Origin of the sequence: Parabacteroides timonensis, assembly GCF_900128505.1 — a bacterium.
Taxonomy (GTDB): Bacteria; Bacteroidota; Bacteroidia; order Bacteroidales; family Tannerellaceae; genus Parabacteroides; species Parabacteroides timonensis.
The window spans coordinates 1099379-1115737 of sequence record NZ_LT669941.1 but is presented as its reverse complement, the minus strand read 5'-3'; the positions used below and the strand labels follow the sequence as shown (position 1 = coordinate 1115737).

Genomic DNA, 16359 nt, shown 5'->3' with positions numbered 1-16359 from the left:
CAGATGTATTATTTGAATGAATTTACTTATTGTATATTTCTATGTAAATGGGGAGATATTAGTCTCTTATAGTACTAATCTTTTTCTGCAGCGTACTTTTTCTTCTTATCCATAATATTTATCATCTTGTGTTTGGCGGCAAACTTGGCATGATCGATAAATATATTCTGGATTTCCGGATTTTGTCCTAACCCCTGCATAAATACGGAAACCTGGTAACCTTTCCCTTCCAGTTCCTCTTTCATGTCGACTGCGATATCGTTGTTCGCATGGTCGCCGGCAACGAACATGAAAGGCATCAATAGTACTTTCTTTGTTTTGCCTGCTTCAAGTTTGGCAACCATATCGTCGAAAGAAGGGTAACCTTCAACTGTTGTCACATAATAATCGTTGTAACCTTTCGAATGCAACATATAATCCATCATCGCATACTGAGCTGTCGCAGGTGTGTATGTGCCATGTCCTACAAGGACGGTTGCACCTTCTTTCGCCCCGTTCTTTGTGATGGCTATTATTACATCCTCAAAATCGTGAGGCGTATAAAGCAACGGGTTGCCGATGCGTATGTCTTTGAAATTCTTTTCCAGCGGCGCAATGTCTTTGCGAAGCGATTCCATTTCTACCCCTTCGATAATGTTGGTTGACTGGATAAGGATATGGGTATATCCGTCGGCTTTCAGTTTTTCCAGCGCTTCCATAGGATTCAGTTTTTCGATACCGCGTGCTTTCAGGCGGCGTGCGACAATACGGGAGGTGTAAGCTTCGCGTACTTCCATGTCTTTAAAGGCTTCCTTTGCTTTCTGATTGATCGCGTCGATAGTAAGCGCACGGGTGTTGTCATACGTGGTACCGAAATGTACCATTAATAAGGCGGCTTTGTCACCCGGTTGCATGGAGGCCAGCATGTCGGATGCCTCGAAGTTTTCGCCATCGTGTGCCCAGCACATAGGTGCGAGCATACAAGCAATAAGTAATAGTAAATGTTTCATATAATGTAAATTAAAAGATAACCTACGAATACGACAAACCCTAATACCAGTAGCCGGTAAACATTTTTTATGAAAAGAGATTGTCCGTATGTTCTTATCATCCTCCTGACCCCGGGAAGATACAATATAAAAAACTTGGCAGGTTTCCTGACTTGCCCGGAAAGCGACCTTCCCGTCCTTGTATCGGACAGTGGTGTAAGAATGCTTTCCTTCGGAATGGGCTTAACAGTAGCGGGCACTGTTCCGGATTTTCACCGGATTCCCTTTTATACGATAACCGGAAGTTACCGTATCACCAAAGCGGTGACAAAGATAGAAAATTATTTAAAATAAGAGGGATTTTATACTATCTTAATTGATTCTGTCGGAACAACTGCCTTATGGCTTCTGTTTCATTACCACAAGTAAAAACCGGACATAACAATGTCTATTTAGTATTAACGCCAAACAGTTTATATATGGAGTGGTTTGTAGATTTACTTAAACACTATCCGGAACTGGCCATCTTTTTGACGCTGGCTTTTGGGTTCTGGATCGGTAAGTTCAAGATAGGGAAATTTTCGTTGGGAACCGTTACCAGTGTCCTATTGGTCGGAGTAATAATCGGACAGTTACATATCGATATCGGAGCACCTATCAAGTCGGTATTTTTTCTTTTATTTCTTTTTGCCGTGGGCTACAGTGTAGGCCCGCAGTTCTTTCGTGGACTGAAGAAAGAAGGACTTCCGCAGGTCCTTTTTGCTGTACTGATGTGTCTGTTCTGTCTGTTTGTCCCTTTCCTGTTGGCAAAGTTGATGGGATACAATGCAGGTGAAGCTGCCGGGTTACTGGCTGGTTCACAGACGATCTCTGCCGTATTGGGTGTGGCGGAAGATACGATCAACCAGGGTGGAATGAGCGCCGCCGACAAAGCTTCGATGATAAACGTGATGCCTGTGGCTTATGCCGTTTCTTATATTTTCGGTACGGCCGGCTCTGCCTGGATCATGAGTGATATCGCTCCCCGTTTCCTTGGAGGGTTAGCTTCCGTAAAGAAAGCCTGTAAAGAATTAGAGTCGAAGATGGGAACTGACGATGAGAGCGAACAACCCGGTTTCATGCCTGCCGCCCGTCCGATTACTTTCCGTGCATATAAGATAAATAACGATTGGTTCGGAGCCGGTAAGACGGTGCAGGAGCTGGAAGATTATCTGGAAGGGCAGGGACGGCGTTTGTTCGTCGAACGTGTCCGTATCAACGGTATTGTCTATGAGGTGAAGCCTGACCTGATGCTTATGAAAGGAAACGAGGTCGTATTGAGCGGCCGTCGCGAGTTTGTGATCGGGGAAGAAGACTGGATCGGAGACGAGGTGAACGATATCGAATTACTGGATTTCCCGGCAGAGACATTGCCGGTCCTGATATCACGCAAAAAATTCGTTGGGATGACCGTAGCCCGGCTCCGTAAGGAAAAGGTGATGCATGGTGTCAGTATCAAAAGTATCAAACGTGCAGGTATCAGTATACCGGTATTGGCTGCGACTAAGATCGATCCGGGTGATATGCTCGAGTTAGTCGGCACCAAGATGGAGGTGAATGAAGCGGCTGCCACATTGGGGTATGCAGATCGTCCGACGAACCAGACGGATATGGTCTTTGTCGGATTGGGTATCTTTATCGGTGGTGTGATCGGTTCGCTGGCATTGCATTTCGGAGATATTCCGGTCAGCCTGAGTACAAGCGGTGGAGCACTGATTGCCGGACTGGTGTTCGGTTGGCTTCGTTCCAAACATCCTACTTTCGGTCGTATCCCGGAACCATCGCTCTGGGTATTGAATAATGTCGGACTGAATATGTTTATCGCTGTTGTCGGCATTACGGCCGGACCAAGTTTTGTGACCGGCTTTAAAGAAGTAGGTGTAAGCCTGTTCGTGATCGGTGCACTGGCAACGACCATCCCGCTGATCGCAGGTGTCCTGATGGGACGTTATCTCTTTAAGTTCCACCCGGCCATCACACTGGGCTGTACTTCCGGTGCACGAACGACAACCGCCGCCCTCGGTGCCGTGGAAGATGCGGTGGAGAGCCAGACACCGGCTCTAGGTTATACTGTTACATACGCTGTCGGCAACACTTTGCTGATTATCTGGGGTGTTGTGATTGTCTTATTGATGAATTGACAAATTCAAATTTATAAATCATATAATAATGTATATATGGAAGAAAGAGTAATTACCCGTGAATACGAAAAGAAGATGTCGGAGATCAGCCCTTTCGAATTGAAGGATATCCTGATCGATCTAGCCGACGAGAGTGCCCGTAAAAGTACTCATATCATGTTGAATGCCGGACGAGGTAACCCGAACTGGATCGCAACGACACCTCGTGAAGCCTTCTTTCTGCTTGGCCAGTTCGGAATGGAAGAATGTCGTCGCGGAACCAAGTTGGAAGACGGTATGGTCGGTCTGGCCGGTGTTCCGGAGAAAAAGCGCATTGCTGTACGTTTCAAGGAATTTTTGGATAAACATGAGGAAACACCCGGTTCCCGCCTGTTAAGAGATACTTACGAATATATGGTCCGTGAAAAGGGTGTCGATGAAAACGACCTCGTACATGAATGGGCCGAAGGGGTGATTGGTGACCAATACCCGGTTCCGGACCGTATTCTGAAATATACGGAAGTGTTGGTAGAAGACTATCTGAAGTTGGCACTTTGCAATAGCCATCCGCCCAAAGGTAAGTTCGACCTTTTTGCAACAGAAGGCGGGACAGCTGCGATGTGTTATATCTTCGACTCCCTGCAACAGAACTTCCTGTTGAATAAAGGCGATAAGATCGTCCTGTTCGCTCCGGTCTTTACTCCATATATCGAAATACCCGAACAGGCGCGTTACCTGTTCGATGTGATCGAGATCCACGCGCTTAAAATGACCGGAGACGGGTATCACACCTGGCAATATCAGGAAAAGGACCTTGATATATTGAAAGATCCTTCAGTCAAGGCCGCCTTTATCGTTAACCCGAGTAACCCGCCATCTTATGCATTGACAGAAGGCCTAACAGAACGTATGGTCGATATCGTCACCAATTTTAATCCGAACCTGATGATTATAACCGATGACGTATATGCCACTTTCATTCCTGATTTTCGCTCTTTAATGGCCGTATTACCGGATAACACGTTATGTGTATACTCTTTCTCCAAATATTTCGGGGCGACCGGTTGGCGCCTGGCAGTGGTGGCTTTGCACGAAGACAATATTTATGACCGGATGATCGCCGATCTGCCGGACGATAAAAAAGCGGCACTGAATAAACGTTATGACAGTATCATGATCGATCCGTCGAAAATGAAATTTATCGACCGCATGGTAGCCGACAGCCGCCAGGTCGCTTTAAATCATACGGCCGGTCTTTCCCTGCCACAGCAGACTCAGATGGCTTTGTTTGCAGCCTTCTCCCTGTTGGATGCGGAAAATCTTTATCAGTCGAGAATGATCGAGATCATACATGAACGCCTGCATACACTTTGGGAAAGCACAGGTTTTACCTTGCTGGACGACCCGCTTCGTGCCGGCTACTACAGTGAAATAGATATGGAAGTCTGGGCAAAGAAATTCTACGGAGACGAGTTTGTTGAATATCTGAAAACCAATTATGAACCTGTCGATGTGGTGTTCCGCCTGGCACAGGAAACGGCCCTGGTTCTTCTGAACGGCGGTGGCTTCGATGCCCCCGAATGGTCTATCCGTGCTTCTCTGGCTAATCTGAAAACAGAAGATTATGTCAGGATCGGAGAGGGGATAGCCTCTATTCTTCATAGCTATGCCGAAAAATGGAAGGAGTCGGAAGGAAATAAAAACAATCATTAAATAAACAGCGATAATCGCTGAACAAAATGAGTTCGCCTTGCGTTCTATTAATAAATGTAGAATGTAAGGCGAACTTTCTTTATATAATAGATACTCTCTATTAAACCATAGAAATTATTGAATGAAACGTATTCTGATATAATATATATTTGTTAAGAATTAAATCAGACAGTAAAATTTTTATGATGTCTTATATATTACATTCCATCCGATGACAAGTCGGTATATTGCGTGAAAAACATTCTGATAAACAAACAACTAATAAGATTACGATATGGTGTACGACATTGAAATGCTGAGAAGCTTCTATTCAAGTTTTCCGAAAAGGGTAGATACAGCCCGTGAAAAGATTGGCCGCCCGATGACATTGGCCGAAAAAATCTTATATGCTCATTTATATGATGAAGAAGCACTCCGCCTGTTCAGGCGTGGGGATGATTATGTAAACTTCCGTCCCGACCGTGTGGCGATGCAGGATGCAACAGCTCAGATGGCTTTACTGCAATTTATGAATGCAGGGAAAGACAAATCCGCTGTTCCGGCAACCGTCCACTGCGATCACCTGATCCAGGCGAATATCGGAGCGAAAGCGGATATTGAAACGGCTACCAAAGGAAATAGCGAAGTGTATGACTTCCTCAAATCCGTATCCGATAAGTTTGGTATCGGTTTCTGGAAACCGGGAGCCGGAATTATCCACCAGGTTGTGCTGGAAAACTATGCATTTCCCGGCGGAATGATGGTCGGTACGGATTCTCATACACCGAATGCAGGAGGTTTGGGAATGGTTGCTATCGGTGTCGGTGGTGCTGATGCGGTCGATGTCATGACCGGAATGGAGTGGGAACTGAAGATGCCGAAGCTGATCGGTGTCAAACTGACTGGACGTTTGAACGGTTGGGCTTCTCCCAAAGATGTCATTTTGAAGCTGGCGGGTATCCTGACCGTAAAAGGAGGGACAAATGCTATCATTGAATATTTCGGTGACGGTGCTTCTTCTATCTCCGCAACCGGGAAAGCTACTATTTGTAATATGGGTGCCGAAGTAGGAGCAACTACCTCGTTATTCCCATACGACCTGAATATGGCTACTTATCTGCGTGCAACCGGACGTGATACGGTTGCTGCCTGGGCCGATGCTATCCAGGATTATCTGGAAGCCGATATGGAAGTGAGAGCACAGCCGGACGAATATTACGACCGGGTGATCGTGATCAACCTGTCTGAACTGGAACCGCATATCAACGGTCCGTTTACTCCGGATGCAGCAACGCCTATCTCTGAATTTGCTGCTAAAGTAAAAGCGAACGGTTATCCCCGTAAAATGGAAGTGGGCCTGATCGGTTCGTGTACGAACTCGTCCTATCAGGATTTGAGCCGTGCCGTTTCTATCGCCCGTCAGGCTTTTGAAGATAAGATTCCTGTTGCCGCTCCGCTGATCATCAATCCGGGATCGGAGCAGATCCGCTATACTGCCGAACGCGATGGTATTATCGGTGACTTCGAGAAAGTGGGAGCTACCATCATGGCAAATGCCTGTGGACCATGCATCGGCCAGTGGAAACGTCATACCGACGATAATACCCGTAAGAATTCTATTGTAACCTCCTTTAACCGTAATTTCGCCAAACGTGCGGATGGCAATCCGAACACACATGCCTTTGTCGCTTCTCCGGAACTGACACTGGCACTGACTATTGCCGGTGACCTTTGTTTCAATCCGTTGACCGATACGTTGAAGACGAAAAATGGTCGTGAAGTAAAGCTCAAAGAACCGCAGGGAACCGATTTCCCACCTAAAGGATTTGATGTAAAAGATAATGGTTATCTGGCTCCGACCGGAAAGAATACGGATGTAAAGATCAATCCTGAGTCAAACCGTTTGCAGGCTTTGCAGCCTTTTGCTCCGTGGGATGGCAATGACCTGTTGGACATGCCATTACTTATCAAGGCGGAAGGAAAATGTACGACAGACCATATTTCGATGGCAGGTCCTTGGCTCCGTTTCCGTGGACATCTGGAAAATATATCTGACAATATGTTGATGGGAGCTGTCAACGCTTTCAATGGTAAGACAAATGCCGTATTGAACCAGCTTACTGATGAATATGAAGCTGTTTCTGCCGTTGCCAAGCAATATAAAGCAAAAGGAATCTCGTCCATCGTTGTTGCCGAAGAGAACTACGGCGAAGGTTCTTCTCGCGAACATGCTGCTATGGAGCCCCGCTTCCTGAATGTAAAGGTGATCCTTGCCAAGAGCTTTGCCCGTATCCACGAGACGAACCTGAAGAAACAAGGAATGCTTGCCCTGACGTTTGCAAATAAAGATGATTATAGTAAGATCCGTGAAAACGATCATATCTCCATCGTCGGTTTGAAAGACTTTGCACCCGATAAGCCATTGACAGCCGTTCTTACACACGCAGACGGTTCGCAGGAATCATTCCCGGTAAATCATACATACAACGATTTGCAGATCAAATGGTTCAAGGCTGGGGCGGCACTGAATGTAGTACATTAATAGAAAATATTGAACCTAAATAACAGACCTCGTAGGGGCGGGTTCTAAACCCGCCCAATATCGACAGGATGTAATCATTGTCACAACGGGCAGGTTTGGAACCTGCCCCTACAAGGGCGGTCATATTGGTTCATATTTGACAACATCCGATTTAATAAATAAACTATCATAATGAATAAAATAACAAAACAAAAAGACCATTTGATCGTTCCTGATAAGGTTGTTATTCCTTTTATTGAAGGAGATGGCGTAGGAGCAGAGATCACTCCGGTCTGCCAAAAGATAGTAAATGCAGCTATCGAAAAAGCCTATGGTGGTAAACGGTCCATCGAATGGAAAGAAGTATTGGCGGGTGAGAAAGCTTACAACAAGACCGGAAGCTGGCTTCCCGATGAAACGATGGATGCTTTCCGCGAATATATGGTTGGGATCAAAGGTCCGTTGACCACTCCGATCGGTGGTGGTATCCGCTCGCTGAATGTCGCTTTGCGCCAGACGTTGGATCTTTATGTCTGTCTGCGTCCCGTCCGTTGGTTCAAAGGCGTTGTTTCTCCGGTACGCGAACCGCAGAAGGTCGATATGTATATTTTCCGTGAGAATACTGAAGATATCTATGCCGGTATCGAATGGCAACAAGGAACACCTGAAGCACATAAGTTTCTGAAGTTCCTAACGGAAGAAATGGGAGTGACCAAAGTTCGTTTCCCCGAAACCTCTTCATTCGGCGTAAAACCCGTATCCGTAGAAGGAACCGAACGCCTGGTGCGTGCCGCTATCGAATTTGCCCTGACTAATAAATTACCGAGTGTAACGCTTGTACATAAAGGAAATATTATGAAGTTCACTGAAGGTGGTTTCAAACTTTGGGGTTATGCCCTGGCGGAACGTGAGTTTGCCGACAAGACATTTACCTGGCCGCAATACGAAAAGATCAAAAAGGAGAAAGGCGAAGCCGAAGCTGTTAAAGCCATGTTTGAAGCCTCCGAGAGTGGAAAAGTCATCATCAAAGATGTTATTGCCGATGCCTTTCTGCAGAATACTTTATTGATCCCGGAAGAATATTCCGTCATCGCAACACTCAATCTGAACGGCGATTATATCTCCGATCAGCTGGCTGCTATGGTGGGCGGTATCGGAATTGCTCCCGGTGCCAATATCAATTACGACAGCGGTTATGCTATTTTCGAGGCAACACACGGCACGGCTCCCAACATTGCTGGAAAGAATGTTGTCAACCCCTCGTCCCTCTTGCTCTCATCCGTGATGATGCTTGAATATATGGGATGGAATGAAGCAGCCAGCCTGATTACGGCTGCTATGGAAAAAGCTTTCTCGAAAGGTGAAGCAACGAATGACCTGGCTCGTTTCATGCCGGCAGGAAAATCTCTTGGCACCAGGGAGTTTGGTGATTGTATCATATCTTTATTGTAACCTCATAAAATAATTAGTCATGAAGAAAGAATATCTTATCTATAAGCTGTCGGATGCATCGAAGGATGCTTGTAAGATCGACAATGAACTTTTTCCGATGTATAATGTGAAACGTGGTCTGCGTAACGAAGACGGCAGCGGTGTTTTGGTCGGACTGACCAAGATCGGTAACGTAGTAGGTTACGAACGTCTGCCGGATAACGGTGGTCTGAAGGCTATCCCCGGTAAACTGTTTTACAGAGGTTACGATGTGGAAGATTTGGCACATGCCCTGATTAAAGAGAAACGTTTTGGTTTTGAGGAAGTGGCTTATCTGTTGCTTTCCGGTAAGTTGCCCGATAAGGAAGAACTAGCCTCTTTCAAAGGCCTGATCTGTGATAACATGCCGTTGGAGCAGAAGACTAAAATGAATATCCTCGACCTGGAAGGACAGAATATCATGAATATCCTTGCCCGTAGCGTTTTGGAAATGTACACTTTCGATCCGAATCCGGACGATACCTCGCGTGACAACCTGATGCGCCAGTCCATCGAACTGATCTCCCGTTTCCCGACTATTATCGCTTATGCATATAATATCTTCCGTCATAGTACACACGGACGTTCTTTGCATATCCGCCATCCGCATGAAAACTTGTCGCTTGCAGAGAACTTCCTGCACATGCTGAAGAAAGACTTTACCGAACTCGATGCACGTACACTCGATTTATTGCTTGTCTTGCAAGCCGAGCACGGTGGTGGTAATAACTCGACCTTTACTGTTCGTGTAACCAGTTCGACCGGAACGGATACCTATTCATCCATTGCAGCCGGTATTGGTTCGTTGAAAGGCCCGTTGCACGGAGGTGCCAATATCCAGGTTGTAGATATGTTCAACCATCTGAAAGAAAATATCGGAGATTGGAAGAATGTGGATGAAATCGATACTTATTTCATGCGTATGCTGAATAAGGAGGCTTACAATAAAACGGGTCTGATCTATGGTATCGGTCATGCCGTTTATACAATATCCGACCCGCGTGCCATTGTCTTGAAGGAACTGGCCCGTGATCTGGCAAAGGAAAAGGGACGTGAAGAAGAGTTTGCCTTCCTCGAACTCCTGGAAGAACGTGCTATCGAATGTTTCGCCAAACATAAAGGAACGAAGAAACGTGTCTCTTCAAACGTAGACTTCTATTCCGGCTTCGTGTATGAAATGATCGGCTTGCCGCAGGAAATCTATACACCGCTGTTCGCCATGGCTCGTATCGTCGGTTGGACAGCTCACCGTATCGAAGAACTTCATTTCGACGGCAAACGTATTATCCGTCCGGCGTATAAGAATGTATTGGATGAAACTGTTTATGTTCCGATATCCGAACGTTGACGGAGGCTCTCTGATGTGAACGAATATGACCATCCTGAAATCCTAATACTCGTGAAACGGCGGATAATATATCCGCCGTGACGGGTGTTACGATACAGAGGTAAATATCCGGATAAAGCCATGGTTTAAATATATCGCCGACCCGCTTCGCGGGGATTGGTTTTTTATAGATAAATAATTTTAATGGATAAATAAGATCAAAAAGCCAGACACGACAGCACCTTATTGTAGTCGTCGCCGCCCTTATTGTCGTTGTACATGCCGTTGTAGAAGAAATTCACGCCCCACGCGGAGTTCTTCGGATCGTCACTGTACTCCGAACTCGACCAATAAGAATAATCAGACCAATCAAAATTATCTTTTCCGAGAGCTTTTTTAAAACTTGGCAATAAGTTACCTTTGTTTTGATACCAATACTGGCCCTGACCGGCAGAAGGCAAAAACCAACCGCTACTGTTAGCGGGAGCTTGCTGCGCTTTTTCGTAGCCTGCTGTCGCATGATAAGCGGCGGGAAATGCGGTTGACAAGTCACCACTTTGACTTTTGTTGAACAGGATGATTGCCTGCGTATTCTTATAACCGTAAAAACCTGTATTCTTCTCCCTATTCATCATATCCACATCGTCTTCTTCATATACTACTGATGTACCGATAGAACCCCACGCACAAGTTCTTCCACCATTACCTTCCTTCAACGAAAGAACGTAACCGTGAATGTCATTCATAGGAGTTGTGCCGTCTTTCTGCTTGTACTTGCAATCATCTTCCCAATCGCCGCTTTCGTCTCTACCGACTTTCAGAACAATGCCGATGCAGGCCTCTTTCTGCTCGTTGGACAAGGAATATGTATCTTTGGAGAGCAGCGTACCGTCTTTCATAAAGAAATCGCCTACTTGCAATTGGTGGGATTTATCAATAACGGTTGCAGAACCGTTATCTACCACATATTTCTTGTACTGGCTGGCAGAGACGTTAGCTGTAAATTTCCATTCGGCAGTAGCAGGGATGGCATTGGTGTAGCTACCGGAGAAGGTTGTCGGTTGGGGAACGGTTGCGGCAGGATTTATCAGGTAACGATAAGTGCCGTCACCCATCCGGCAGGGGGTGAAGTCGTTGAATTTCGTATCGGGGGCATCGAGGATGTAATCGGGAAGCTGATTGCTGCTTACATCCGTCAGCGTGTACTTTGTCTTCGGCAGGTCGATTACCACCAGCGCCATTTGGTGCTGCATGGAGAAAGAGAGGGTTTTGTTGGAGGTGGTACCCTGGGCTATCATCAGGTCGAAGGAGGTGTAGGCGGCGTAGGTTCCCTGATCGGTGGAGGGAGACCAGCCGCTGATGACGTTGGCAAAGAAAGCGGCGGCGTTATCAGCAGAAGCTATGACCTTGTTCGCCATATCGGCGCCGGATTGCCAAGGGTAATAAGCATAGTAGGCAGCACCGGAGATATTGAAAGGAGTTTTACCGTCGGTGGTTTGCCATACAAGGGAGGTGCTACCATCGGGAGCAGTCATGGTAGTGGCGACGAGGCAGAGGTTGTTTACACCGTCTACTATGGCACCGTCCTTTACGGCATAGACGCCTATTTTGTCACCGGCGGTGAATTGGGTGGTATAGTCGTTCTCTGTGGCACGGGTGGCGGGATTCTCGCGGGTATCGGACTTCTCGCCTGCGGCGGGAGCATAGCCGCCATCGGATACCTCGATGGTGAGGGCGGGGCGGTTGTTGTTACCGTTATCGTCGTCGCCGGGCAGTTCGCTTTCACTGCATCCGGAAAGCAAAAAGGCAGAGGCAAACACGACGACCGAAGCAAACAACACGGAGGCTGACGCTGTGATATTAGGAATATGGGGGATGATTCGTTTCATTGTTATTATTTTTATTTTTCAACCCGCAAGCGGGGATTGGATTTTAATAGATTAATAATTCAATTACCTTCATTTAATGCGAGAACTTTTGGTTGTGCTGGTCACATTTTCGGTTGTTCCGTCGCCCCATGCACCGTTCGCCTTTGCTGTCACCACATCCAGATAGCCATACTTCACGGTGATGTCGTAGGTATATTGGTTGCCGCTTTCGAGGTCGGCTTCGGTGCTCGTGGGGGTATAATAATAGGTATTGCCGTCCGTCAGGGTGACGGCGATGAATTTCTTGTCTTTCATATCCTGCGGAATGACGAGGGCGGCATAGGTTATCAGGATATCGCTATTGCCGGAGGGAGTGGTAGTCATTTTCGGGGTGATGGTGCCTTTGTTGCCACTGCTTATGTTCCATGTGCCGGTGGTACCGCTTCCCTGTGTGGGTACGGTGTATGCGCCCGAAAGGGCGAGGTTGTTGTCGTAGCCGATAATGACTTTTGAGATAACATTGGCATCCGTTGCCACTTCCGCTTTTTTGATGTTTATTACCACTCGTGCGGTCTGGTGGGCGAAGGGTAGGGATTTATCCGCGTCGCTGAACGAGATGTCTTTTTTGGCGGCATAGAGGAAGTCGCTCTTTGGGTAACCGTCGTTTTGGGCTTGGTCGGCTTGTACCTCCCATGATGCGGGCACGGCACCGGCATTCGACTCTCCGGCAGCGATGGAACCGTCGCCGCAATACCAGGCGCTGACGGTCTTCGTTTCGGCGGTGGTCTGCCAGTAGAACGGGTCGTCGGAGGTCAGGGTGGCACTGTTGTTATTAATATCCGACGGAGTATATTCCTTTATTTTTTTATCGGATGCGGCATTACTGACCTGTACGGCTATCTTGTCACCCGTTGTCCATACTCCGTCGGCAGTATTCGCGGCGCGGGTGACGGTCAGTCCGTCTACGGCGGCGGTGAAGGTCATCGGGTATTTGCCGTCGGGCAGGCGGTTGCCGTCCGTCGTCGTGTCGTCCGTGCAGCCGGCAAAGGCGAAGAGGCAACATAACGCTACCGTCATCCTGTTGCTGAATGCTGATAATCTGTCCATTTTTCTATCTCTTTTTGGGGTTGTCATTCTTTTCTTTTTATCGCGGAAGGTCCGCGATGGCTATCGCGCGAAGTCCGCGATTACTATCACGCAAGGTCCGCGATGGGTATCACGGACTTTGCGCGATTTTCCGGTTACTCTATTACGGGTCTGTCGTCATCGCCGCCGGGCGTATCGGATACATCGCCTACGACGAAGTTGCCCGACATCATCGCTGTGCGGGGTTCTTTAAGTAGTGCCGCCCCGTTGCTGCCGAGCTGTGTGCAAAGCGTTACGCTCCACACGGAACCGTCGACGGCTGTGGCAGGCAATACGAAGCCGACCTGCGTGGCAGTGTTCGGATAGAGTTTAGAGGCTGGGAAGAAGATCGTTTCGGCAGAGTCGCCGTCGGTGCGCTTGATGGTGACGCCGATCTGGGCTCCTGTGCCGCCCACCTTGATGTTCTTTCCCTTGATGATACAGGTTTGTCCTGCACTGACAGGCGTGCCTTCGCCACGGGCGGCGGCTGCCGGGTTCTGTGCATCCTGTGCACTGACTACGGTGAATAATTGCGGGCCGCTGACCGACTTCTGTATCTCGACGTCGATCTCGGCTTCTTCCAGTGCCTGGCGCATTTCCTGGCTCATGGAGTAGGCGACACCGAGCTTCAGGCGTTTGCGGTCGGGAGCCGATGTGAGTTCGCTTTCGAGAAAGACACCCTGCGAGGTGGGGCGGAAATAGCCCAACAGGGTGCTGACGCTATACCCCGAAGAGATATACCACATCATGCGACGCAGGAGTAGATTGCCTGTGCGGGCTATTTCGTCCACGTCCTCCTGGCGGGTGCTGAGGGCGGCGACTTCGCTGGCGAGGTCGTGTATGTTTAGACACTTCTGCAACTTGGGTTGCAGGTAACAGTCGTCGGTAACGTCCTGGGTAAGTGCCAGGTCGATGGCTTTCAGCGTGAGCTTCGCCTTCTGGGTCGGATCTTTTGCCATGGTTGGTTGTTTTTTAGTTAGATAGATGTTGATTGTTTATACTTTTGTTGACTGTGACACACCCCCTGCCCCCTCTCGAGAGGGGAAAGGTTACTCTGCGTCGCCGGTAACAGTTTTAATTTCTTCCCATTTCTTGATTTCGGAAGTTAGGCTCAGGCTGCCGTAGTGCCATTGCAGGGTAAACGAATAGGTGTAGCCTGCTTCGAGCGGCATGCCCAGGTTGAGCGTACCCGAAACAGATTCGCCGGTTTCGGAGGTATATTGCAACACTGCATTTCCTTTCGTCGGCAGGCAGATGTTTTCTCCGCTACCGAGCGAATAGGATGAACAAAGGGCTTCATTATCGGCATACTTTCCCGTTAGGGAGACACCGTTGTACATATTGGTCAGCGCCAAAGTAACGCCTTCCGGTGCATTTTTCAGTTCCGGTTTCAGCAGGCAGGTGGCGGGCTTCAGGTCGGCGGTGTAGACGGAGGTGCCCGATATGCTGACCGTTTGCGGAGTGCAGACCTGTACGGGAGAACATTTGCTTCCTGTTTTCAGGGCAATCGGTGTCGACAGGCTGATACCGTCGGTCGTCCCGCCGGCAGGCAGGTCAAACCCCTCGATACCGATAAGGGTGACGAAGCGGTAGGTGCCGTTTGCCAGCTTTACGCTCTTGTTGCCCGAGCCGAAAGATTGGTTGAGCAGGCATTTTCCCTCGCTATCGTCGAACACCAACAGACGGAAATCCGTCGTTTCGTTTCCCGTACGGGTCGATAAAACCACTTCGGCTGAATCACTTTCCGGAAGGTCGTTTTCGCTGCAACCCGCCGCCGAAAGCAACAGGGCGGACAAGGCTGCCAGGTATAAAGTCTTCTTCATAGGATACATTATATATAGGTATTGTTTACAAAACGATTTTCAGGCTTTTTTCTCCCATCTGCACGATATAAACGCCCCGGGGAAGCTGCACCGACTGCATGCCTGCCGCCACATCGACGGTACGGATCAGCGAACCGCCGAAGGTGTAGATGCGTGCCACGCCGGGCAGGTCGCTGTAAATGTGGAGGGTGCTCCCCGAACTGCTCAGGCTGAAACCGGCGGTGGGCGTTTCGATCTTTTCGTTGCTTACCGCCGTGTTGCGCCGGATACCGTCGATGCGGATTGCAATATTCTGCCGCACCGTCCGGACGACGTAAGCGCCGTCGCTCGTGCGGGGTGTCAGTTCGTCGCCCCGGTCGGTCGTCACCACAGGGGTGGATCGGTCGTAATCCTTATCGAGGGTAAGGTAGAAGCTGAAATCTTCCCCTGCCTCTACCCGGTGGCTTCCTGCTGCCGGATCGGTAGCGGCACCTTCTACGGGCGGGATTGTCACCTTATGATAAACGGGATCGGGTTTGGGGGCGGGATCGGGGTCAGGGTCAGGTGTAGGACCCGGTCCCGGCGGTGTATCATCTTTAAACATAAAACGCAGTATCACATCGGTCTCCGGCATATTGAAAGTGACCTGATCGGGACAGGAACCTCCTTCGGGGATAACAGGGTTCAGAAACCAGGAGCCGTCGGTGGCACTCCCTTCAATCCCCAGCAGGCTGACGTGCGAGGGCAGGGAAGCCGGCAGCGAGGCGGTGACCTCCGTGCCGGGTTTCACCTGATAAGGAGAATTTGCACCGGTCATATTCGTTGCTGTTACGGTAACGGCGACCTTCGCGGAAGAGAGTCCTTCCGTTTCGACCGTCAAGGTATAAGTATCGGGCGCTGTGATATATTGAACATCTATATCGATAAAGAGTTTGTAAGCGGGCATTGTGAAGGTAAAAGAGTTGCCGCCGTTCGTTGAGATATCCCAACTGTCAAGCTTAGTATCGCCAAAACTTTCACCGGCTTTTACGGTCGCTTTCTTCGTTTTCGGGAGGTTGGCTAGGGTTACGGTTACCTCATCTCCGGCTTGGGGATTGGCATTCCCCTTGTTATTCGTAACGGTAACCGTCACTGTCGGGTCATTTTTACGTATCTGTATATTTGTATCGAGTATTCCCTGTGCACATAGCGAAGCCATAGAAGAGGTCAGCAACAGACAGATGAAAGTCAGTGCCATACGGGTAAATTTATAAGGTATAAAAGTCTGTGATTTTGCCTCATTTCCGGCATTAGAGCGAGGTGACATCAAATGTATTGTCCTGTGAATTAGCTGTTTTATTTTCATAACTAAAATGATTTAGTCCATCAAGAACAATGTTTGATATGCCATAAATTAAAGCGTACAGCTAAAAGCATACCTTTGATTA

11 protein-coding genes and 1 riboswitch are annotated in these 16359 nt (G+C 48.3%); of the genes, 5 read left to right on the top strand and 6 right to left on the bottom strand.

The window, feature by feature from the left end; all coding sequences use genetic code 11:
• Positions 1 to 74: 74 nt before the first annotated feature.
• Positions 75 to 989 (bottom strand): sirohydrochlorin cobaltochelatase, encoded by a 915-nt coding sequence (locus BQ7394_RS12120; RefSeq protein ID WP_075560002.1) that lies wholly within the window; start codon positions 987 to 989, stop codon positions 75 to 77.
• A 120-nt stretch (positions 990 to 1109) separates the two neighbouring features.
• A riboswitch (cobalamin riboswitch) is annotated at positions 1110 to 1304 on the bottom strand.
• A 143-nt stretch (positions 1305 to 1447) separates the two neighbouring features.
• Between BQ7394_RS12120 and aspT the strand changes: the two genes are divergently transcribed.
• The 5 genes from aspT (at position 1448) to BQ7394_RS12095 (ending at position 10158) form a co-directional block, all read left to right on the top strand.
• Entirely contained in the window at positions 1448 to 3148 is a 1701-nt protein-coding gene (aspT, locus tag BQ7394_RS12115; protein ID WP_075557674.1) for an aspartate-alanine antiporter, read from the top strand.
• A 36-nt stretch (positions 3149 to 3184) separates the two neighbouring features.
• Positions 3185 to 4840, top strand: coding sequence for a bifunctional aspartate transaminase/aspartate 4-decarboxylase (locus BQ7394_RS12110; protein WP_075557673.1), 1656 nt, complete (start codon positions 3185 to 3187; stop codon positions 4838 to 4840).
• Between the two features lie 274 nt (positions 4841 to 5114).
• Complete coding sequence (locus BQ7394_RS12105; protein WP_075557672.1) at positions 5115 to 7361, top strand: aconitate hydratase; 2247 nt, start codon at positions 5115 to 5117, stop codon at positions 7359 to 7361.
• 171 nt (positions 7362 to 7532) lie between these two features.
• Positions 7533 to 8792 carry an NADP-dependent isocitrate dehydrogenase gene (gene icd, locus BQ7394_RS12100; protein ID WP_075557671.1) on the top strand — a complete coding sequence of 420 codons (1260 nt, stop codon included), beginning with the start codon at positions 7533 to 7535 and terminating at the stop codon, positions 8790 to 8792.
• A 19-nt stretch (positions 8793 to 8811) separates the two neighbouring features.
• Positions 8812 to 10158: a citrate/2-methylcitrate synthase gene (locus tag BQ7394_RS12095; RefSeq protein WP_075557670.1), complete on the top strand. Its 1347-nt coding sequence runs from the start codon at positions 8812 to 8814 to the stop codon at positions 10156 to 10158.
• A 197-nt stretch (positions 10159 to 10355) separates the two neighbouring features.
• Here the strand turns inward: BQ7394_RS12095 and BQ7394_RS12090 are convergent, their stop codons facing one another.
• The 5 genes from BQ7394_RS12090 to BQ7394_RS12070 all read right to left on the bottom strand — a co-directional run bounded on the left by BQ7394_RS12090 (position 10356) and on the right by BQ7394_RS12070 (position 16277).
• Positions 10356 to 12026 (bottom strand): fimbrillin family protein, encoded by a 1671-nt coding sequence (locus tag BQ7394_RS12090; protein ID WP_075557669.1) that lies wholly within the window; start codon positions 12024 to 12026, stop codon positions 10356 to 10358.
• A 69-nt stretch (positions 12027 to 12095) separates the two neighbouring features.
• On the bottom strand, positions 12096 to 13112 hold the full coding sequence (locus BQ7394_RS12085) for a fimbrillin family protein (protein ID WP_075557668.1): 1017 nt from the start codon (positions 13110 to 13112) through the stop codon (positions 12096 to 12098).
• Positions 13113 to 13246: 134 nt separating this feature from the next.
• Positions 13247 to 14089, bottom strand: a complete 843-nt coding sequence (locus BQ7394_RS12080) for a DUF4469 domain-containing protein (RefSeq protein WP_075557667.1) — start codon at positions 14087 to 14089, stop codon at positions 13247 to 13249.
• A gap of 90 nt (positions 14090 to 14179) precedes the next feature.
• On the bottom strand, positions 14180 to 14953 hold the full coding sequence (locus BQ7394_RS12075) for a hypothetical protein (protein WP_139317703.1): 774 nt from the start codon (positions 14951 to 14953) through the stop codon (positions 14180 to 14182).
• Between the two features lie 25 nt (positions 14954 to 14978).
• Complete coding sequence (locus BQ7394_RS12070) at positions 14979 to 16277, bottom strand: hypothetical protein (protein WP_139317702.1); 1299 nt, start codon at positions 16275 to 16277, stop codon at positions 14979 to 14981.
• Between the last annotated feature and the right edge of the window lie 82 nt (positions 16278 to 16359).

What these genes read in the sequence shown, in the direction of transcription:
- BQ7394_RS12075 (WP_139317703.1), bottom strand. Translation starts at nt 14,953, where the DNA reads ATGAAGAAGACTTTATACCTGGCAGCCTTGTCCGCCCTGTTGCTTTCG.
- BQ7394_RS12070 (WP_139317702.1), bottom strand. Translation starts at nt 16,277, where the DNA reads ATGAAAATAAAACAGCTAATTCACAGGACAATACATTTGATGTCACCT.
- BQ7394_RS12090 (WP_075557669.1), bottom strand. Translation starts at nt 12,026, where the DNA reads ATGAAACGAATCATCCCCCATATTCCTAATATCACAGCGTCAGCCTCC.
- BQ7394_RS12080 (WP_075557667.1), bottom strand. Translation starts at nt 14,089, where the DNA reads ATGGCAAAAGATCCGACCCAGAAGGCGAAGCTCACGCTGAAAGCCATC.
- icd (WP_075557671.1), top strand. Translation starts at nt 7,533, where the DNA reads ATGAATAAAATAACAAAACAAAAAGACCATTTGATCGTTCCTGATAAG.
- aspT (WP_075557674.1), top strand. Translation starts at nt 1,448, where the DNA reads ATGGAGTGGTTTGTAGATTTACTTAAACACTATCCGGAACTGGCCATC.
- BQ7394_RS12095 (WP_075557670.1), top strand. Translation starts at nt 8,812, where the DNA reads ATGAAGAAAGAATATCTTATCTATAAGCTGTCGGATGCATCGAAGGAT.
- BQ7394_RS12105 (WP_075557672.1), top strand. Translation starts at nt 5,115, where the DNA reads ATGGTGTACGACATTGAAATGCTGAGAAGCTTCTATTCAAGTTTTCCG.
- BQ7394_RS12085 (WP_075557668.1), bottom strand. Translation starts at nt 13,112, where the DNA reads ATGGACAGATTATCAGCATTCAGCAACAGGATGACGGTAGCGTTATGT.
- BQ7394_RS12110 (WP_075557673.1), top strand. Translation starts at nt 3,185, where the DNA reads ATGGAAGAAAGAGTAATTACCCGTGAATACGAAAAGAAGATGTCGGAG.
- BQ7394_RS12120 (WP_075560002.1), bottom strand. Translation starts at nt 989, where the DNA reads ATGAAACATTTACTATTACTTATTGCTTGTATGCTCGCACCTATGTGC.